Source organism: Mesorhizobium sp. M4A.F.Ca.ET.050.02.1.1, assembly GCF_003997725.1.
Taxonomy (GTDB): domain Bacteria; phylum Pseudomonadota; class Alphaproteobacteria; order Rhizobiales; family Rhizobiaceae; genus Mesorhizobium.
Window position 1 is genome coordinate 1 of the sequence record NZ_RZSG01000391.1, and the last position, 5500, is coordinate 5500.

The following is a 5500-nucleotide window of genomic DNA, read 5'->3' on the forward strand; positions in this document are numbered from 1 at the left end:
TGAGCAGCGCGCGGCCGAGCGTCGACTTGCCGGAACCGGATTCACCGACGATGCCGATCGTCTGGTTGCGCTTCAGGCGGATCGAGATGTTGTCGACGGCGCGCAGCATCAGCGGCTCGCCGGCGAGGAAGCCGCCGCCGATCCTGAACACCACTTCGACATTCCTGCCCTCGAGCAGCACCGGGGCACCGGCCGGTGGTGGCGCCTTGGTGCCGGTCGGCTCGGCGGCCAGCAGCATCTTGGTGTAGGCGTGCTGCGGGTTGGCGAAGAGCGCTTCGGCCTCGCCCTCCTCCACCACCTCGCCCTGGCGCATGACGTAGACGCGGTCGGCGAAGCGCCTGACGATGCCGAGGTCGTGGGTGATGAAGACGATGGCCATGCCGAGCTTGCGCTGCAGCTCGGCGAGCAGCATCAGGATCTGCGCCTGGATGGTGACGTCGAGCGCCGTCGTCGGCTCGTCGGCGATTAGGATGTCGGGGTCGTTGGCTAAAGCCATGGCGATCATGACACGCTGGCGCTGACCGCCCGACATTTCGTGCGGATAGGATTTCATCCGCCGCTCGGGATCGGGAATGTGCACCAGCCTGAGCAGCTTCAGCGCCTCCTCGCGGGCCTCCGCGACACCCAGCCCGCGATGCCTGCGGATTGGCTCGATCAGCTGGTTGCCGATCGAATAGAGCGGATCGAGCGAAGTCATCGGCTCCTGGAAGATCATGCTGATCTTGCGGCCGCGCACCTTGTTGAGTTCGCTCTTGCTCATCGTCAAAAGGTTGCGGCCGCGATAGTCGACGGCGCCGGTCGCCTCGCCGTTGGAGGCGAGCAGGCTCATCGCCGCCATCATCGTCTGGCTCTTGCCTGAACCGGATTCGCCGACCACCGCGACGGTCTCGCCGGCCTTGACGTTGATGTTGATGCCCTTCACCGCCTCAACGGCACCGTCGAGGGTGCGGAAGCGGACGCGAAGGTCCTTGACGTCGAGGATCGTTTCGGCAGCGGCCATCTCAGCGGTCCTTGGGGTCGAGCGCGTCGCGCAGGCCGTCGCCAACGAAATTCAGCGCGAACAATGTCGAGACGAGGAAGAAGGCCGGGAACAGAAGCAGCCAATTGGCGCTGCCGATGTTCTTGGCGCCTACCGAGATCAGCACACCCCAGCTGGTCATCGGCTCCTGCACGCCCAGACCGAGGAAGGACAGGAAGCTTTCCAGGATGATGACCTGCGGCACCAGCAGCGTCATGTAGATCACCACGGGGCCGAGCAGGTTGGGGATGACGTGGCGCATCAGGATGCCGCGCTGGCCGACACCCATGGCTTCGGCCGCCTGAACATATTCCTGCCGCCGGATCGACAGCGCCTGGCCGCGCACGATGCGTGCCATGTCGAGCCACAGCACGGCGCCCACGGCCAGGAACATCAGCACGAAGTTGCGGCCGAAGAACACCACCAGCATGATGACGAAGAAGATGAAGGGCAGCGAATAGAGCACGTCGACGATGCGCATCATCACCTCGTCGACCCTGCCGCCGGCAAAGCCGGCCGCGGCGCCGTAGAGCACGCCGATCACCACCGCCACGACGCCGGCAAGCAGGCCGATGGCCAGCGATATGCGCCCGGCCATCAGCGTGCGCGACAGCAGATCGCGGCCGGTGTTGTCGGTGCCAAACAGGAAATACTGCTGCTTGATCGACGCGCTCATCGTCGCTTCGAGACCATCCGGCGACTTGCTCTCGATCTTGGTGCCGTCGAAAGCGTCTGAGCGGTCGAGATAGCGGATGTTGCGGTCGTCGATCGGCTTGGTCGAGGTGACGGTGACGATGACGCGGCTGCCGTCCTGGTGCCATTCCTTGATGTCGACGCGCATCCGCTTGATGGCGTCGGTAAGCGCGGTCTGGATCATGTCAGGCTTCGGGTAGGCCGAAAGGCTCGGCGGCGTGCGCACATAGTCGCCGTAGATCGTGGTGTATTCGTGCGGCACCAGGGATGGGCCAAACACGCTGATCAGCGCAATGAAGGCAAGATAATAGAGGCTGAACATGGCGGCGCGGTTGGCCTTGAGGCGCGCCCAGGCATCGCCCCAGAGCGAGCGGCCAACGACGGCCGGGGCCGGGGCTGCGATATCAGTCATAGCGCACCCTTGGGTCGACGACCGCGTACATGACATCGACGATCAGGTTGAAGACGATGGTGAAGATGGCGATCACCACCACCGTTCCCATGACCAGCGTGTAGTCGCGGTTCAGAGCGGCATCGACGAAGTAGCGGCCGACGCCTGGAATGGAAAAGATGGTCTCGACGATGACGGAGCCGGTGAGCAGCGCCGCCGCCGCCGGGCCGGTGAAGGAGACGATCGGCAGGATCGCGCCGCGCAGCGCATGCTTGACCACCACCGACCAGTCGGACAGGCCGAGCGCGCGGGCGGTGCGGATGTGATGGGACCGCAAGCTCTCGATCATCGAGCCGCGCATCAGCCGGGCGACGATCGCGATCTGCGGCAGCGCCAGTGTCAGCACCGGGCCGACCTTGTTGATCAGGGCGCCGTCGCCCCAGCCGCCGATCGGCAAGAGCTTCCAGGTCAGGCCGAACAGGAGCTGGATCACCGGCGCGATGACGAAAGTTGGAATCGTGCTGCCGGCCGTCGCCAGCGCGATCACGGCATAGTCGCCAAGCTTGTTCTGGTTGAGCGCGGCGACGGTGCCGAGCACGCTGCCGAGCAGCAAGGCCAGCAGCAGCGCCGAGGAACCGAGCTGGACCGAGATAGGCAGCCCCTTGGCGAACAGTTCGGTGACGGTGAAATCCGGCATATTGTAGCTCGGGCCGAAATTGCCGCGCAAAAGATTACCGAGATAGTGGACATATTGCAGCCAGAGCGGATCGCCCAGGCCGAACTGCGCTTCCAGATTGGCCCTTATTTCCGGACTCAGGCCCCGCTCCTGGTTGAACGGGCCGCCCGGCGCGACACGGATAAGGAAGAACGCCACCGTCACGATGACGAATAGCGTCGGGATGGCGGTCAACAACCGCCGGAAGACATAACGCAGCATCGGCGCCCCGCTTCAGCCAGGGTGACAGCTCTCCAAACGAAGACCCATAACGCTGGCGTATCTGATCTTCGCACCGGCATTCCCGAAAATCCAACCCGACTTTCGGCCCGGTACGACGACAGACCGCGGCCGCCGCTGCCCAAATGGGAGCGGCGGCACGGCCAAGGTTTCTTGTCAGTCCTTGGAGATGAAGCGGGACGGATGGATATCCATCACATTGTCGTCGAAGCCATGCAGCTTCGAGGAAACGATGTCGTGGAAGCTGTAGTAGAGAAGCGGGATCTGGCCAACGTCGTCGACGAGGACGCGCTCCGCCTCGGCCAGCTCCTTCATGCGTTCCTCGGGCTTGCCGCCGGCGGCGGCTGCCTTGTCCATCGCAGCCTCATAGGCCGGGCTGTTGTAGTTGGAGTAGTTGTTGCCGCTCGCCTTGCGCGAGATGCCGAGGAAGGTCTCCGGATCCTTATAGTCGGCGATCCAGGCGGCGCGGGCGACGTCGTAGTTACCCTTCTGCTCGAGGAAGCCGTAATGGGTCTTGGTGTCGGTGTTGAGCAGCGTCACCTCGACGCCGAGCGGCTTCAGCTGCTCCTGGATGGCGACCGCCGTGTTCTTGTGGTTCTCCGAGGTGTTGTAGCGGATCTCCATCTTCAACGGATGCTCGGGCGTGTAGCCGAGTTTCTCGAGGATCTTCTTGGCAGCGTCCTCGCGGTCGATCTGCGGCATGTCGGCGTATTTGGCCACTGCCGGCGTGTATCCCTCGATGCCCGGAGGCACCATCGAATAGCCGGGCAGCATCGAGTTCTGCCAGACTTTCTCGGCGAGGAAGTCGCGATCGATTGCCATCGAGATGGCGTTGCGCAGCTCGACATTGTCCCACGGCGCCTTGTCGGTCTTGATCGCGTAATAATAGGTGCCGAGATACGGACCGACGCGGACCTGGTCGCCGAATTTGGTCTTGAGATCGGCAAGCTGTTCGGTCGGCAGGTCACCATAACTGTCGAGTTCGCCGGCCTCGAAGCGCTTCATCGCAGACGAGCGATCCTCAGTCGGGATGTAGTTGACGACGTCCATTTTGACGGTCCCGGCGTCCCAGAATTTCGGATTCTTGACCAGCTTGAGATGGTCGTTGGGCACCCATTCGGCCAGCGTATAGGCGCCGTTGGAAACCAGCTTGCCCGGCTTGATCCAGTCGGCGCCGAGCTTGTCTATGGAGGCCTTGTTGACCGGATAGGTCGCCTGGTGGGTCAGCATCTCCAGGAAATAGGGCGTCGGCGCCTTCAGCGTCACTTCCAGCGTGTTGGCGTCCACCGCCTTCACGCCCATGTCCTCTGCCTTGCCTTTCTTGGTGTTGAAGTCCTCAGCGCCCTTCACCGGATAGAGCATCGAGGCGTATTCGGCAGCGGTGGCCGGATCTTCCAGCCGATGGAACGAATAGACGAAATCGTCCGCCGTCACCGGGCTGCCATCCGACCAGAGGCCGTCCTTGCGCAGCTTGAAGGTGTAGACAGTGCCGTCGTCGGACACGGTCCAGCTTTCCGCGGCGCCCGGGATGAGGTTCGTCTTCTGGTCATGCATGACCAGGCCCTGGAACAGGTCGCGTATGATATCGGCTTCGTAGACCGTCGACGTCTTGTGCGGATCGACGGTCTCCGCCTCGGCGGCGGATCCGCGGTTGTAAACGGTCTCGGCGAAAGCCGGCGTGTAGAAGGTGCCCGCGGCCAAGGCCATGGTCGTGGCGAACACCGTCGCCTTCAGCACATTTTTCAGCATGAAGTTCTCCCTGTCGGCGCGGCCCCTCAGCCACACCTTTTACGTGTTGACGCCCCTGAACCAATTTTGGTCGCTTTTGGGCGTGCCACCGATCGCTTCCGGCGGCTGGTGGCAGGACACTAGACAGACAGATATCCGATTTCAACCGAGTCGTGCTGTGTGCACGCTTGACGCTAAGTTAGCGCGCAATCGCTAAAACAGCGGCAACTTAAGCAAAAACATGACGTTCAACTTGCTGCACCTAGCGGTTGCTCCATCCGTTTTCTGTTTTTGCAGTGCGGATTTGGCATGCTCCGCACTATGCTGCAGGACCCAAAAAGCCATGTTTCGTGGTCTCGTTTCCGGGCTGATGCCGTCGGGACAACGGCGGTCGAATTCGCCATGCTGGCGCCGCTTTTCATCCTGCTTCTGCTCGGAATGGTTGCATATGGCATCTATTTCGGAGCCAGCCATTCGGTCCAGCAGATCGCCGCCGACGCGGCGCGAACGGCGATAGCCGGGCTGAACCAGACCGAGCGGCAGGCCCTGGTCACCGATTTCATCAATCACGACGTCGCCGGCTATCCCTTCGTCGACGCGCACAAGCTGACGGTCGACGCCAAGGACAGCGTCATCGACGGCAGCCAGTTCGTGGTTTCGGTGAGCTACGACGCGCGCGACCTGCCAATCTGGAACCTGCTGGACAGCCTGCCGA

5 protein-coding genes are annotated in these 5500 nt (G+C 62.7%); 1 reads left to right on the top strand and 4 read right to left on the bottom strand.

Annotated features, from left to right (window positions below; translation table 11 throughout):
- The 4 genes from EOA33_RS22415 to EOA33_RS22430 all read right to left on the bottom strand — a co-directional run.
- Positions 1 to 1000, bottom strand: a 1000-nt coding sequence (locus tag EOA33_RS22415) for an ATP-binding cassette domain-containing protein (RefSeq protein WP_145989237.1), incomplete at its 3' end; no start/stop codon positions are given.
- Position 1001: 1 nt separating this feature from the next.
- Positions 1002 to 2123 carry an ABC transporter permease subunit gene (locus EOA33_RS22420; RefSeq protein WP_126055812.1) on the bottom strand — a complete coding sequence of 374 codons (1122 nt, stop codon included), beginning with the start codon at positions 2121 to 2123 and terminating at the stop codon, positions 1002 to 1004.
- Positions 2116 to 3039, bottom strand: a complete 924-nt coding sequence (locus EOA33_RS22425) for an ABC transporter permease subunit (RefSeq protein ID WP_126055813.1) — start codon at positions 3037 to 3039, stop codon at positions 2116 to 2118. The genes EOA33_RS22420 and EOA33_RS22425 overlap by 8 nt, the downstream gene beginning before the upstream one ends.
- Before the next feature lie 174 nt (positions 3040 to 3213).
- Positions 3214 to 4806: a peptide ABC transporter substrate-binding protein gene (locus tag EOA33_RS22430; RefSeq protein WP_126055814.1), complete on the bottom strand. Its 1593-nt coding sequence runs from the start codon at positions 4804 to 4806 to the stop codon at positions 3214 to 3216.
- A gap of 381 nt (positions 4807 to 5187) precedes the next feature.
- On the opposite strand from EOA33_RS22430, the gene EOA33_RS22435 reads away from it, so the two are divergent.
- A partial coding sequence (locus tag EOA33_RS22435; protein WP_245482408.1) for a TadE/TadG family type IV pilus assembly protein occupies positions 5188 to 5500 on the top strand: 313 nt, incomplete at its 3' end.

Coding starts and splice junctions, on each gene's coding strand:
- EOA33_RS22420 (WP_126055812.1), bottom strand. CDS start 2,123: ATGACTGATATCGCAGCCCCGGCCCCGGCCGTCGTTGGCCGCTCGCTC.
- EOA33_RS22425 (WP_126055813.1), bottom strand. CDS start 3,039: ATGCTGCGTTATGTCTTCCGGCGGTTGTTGACCGCCATCCCGACGCTA.
- EOA33_RS22430 (WP_126055814.1), bottom strand. CDS start 4,806: ATGCTGAAAAATGTGCTGAAGGCGACGGTGTTCGCCACGACCATGGCC.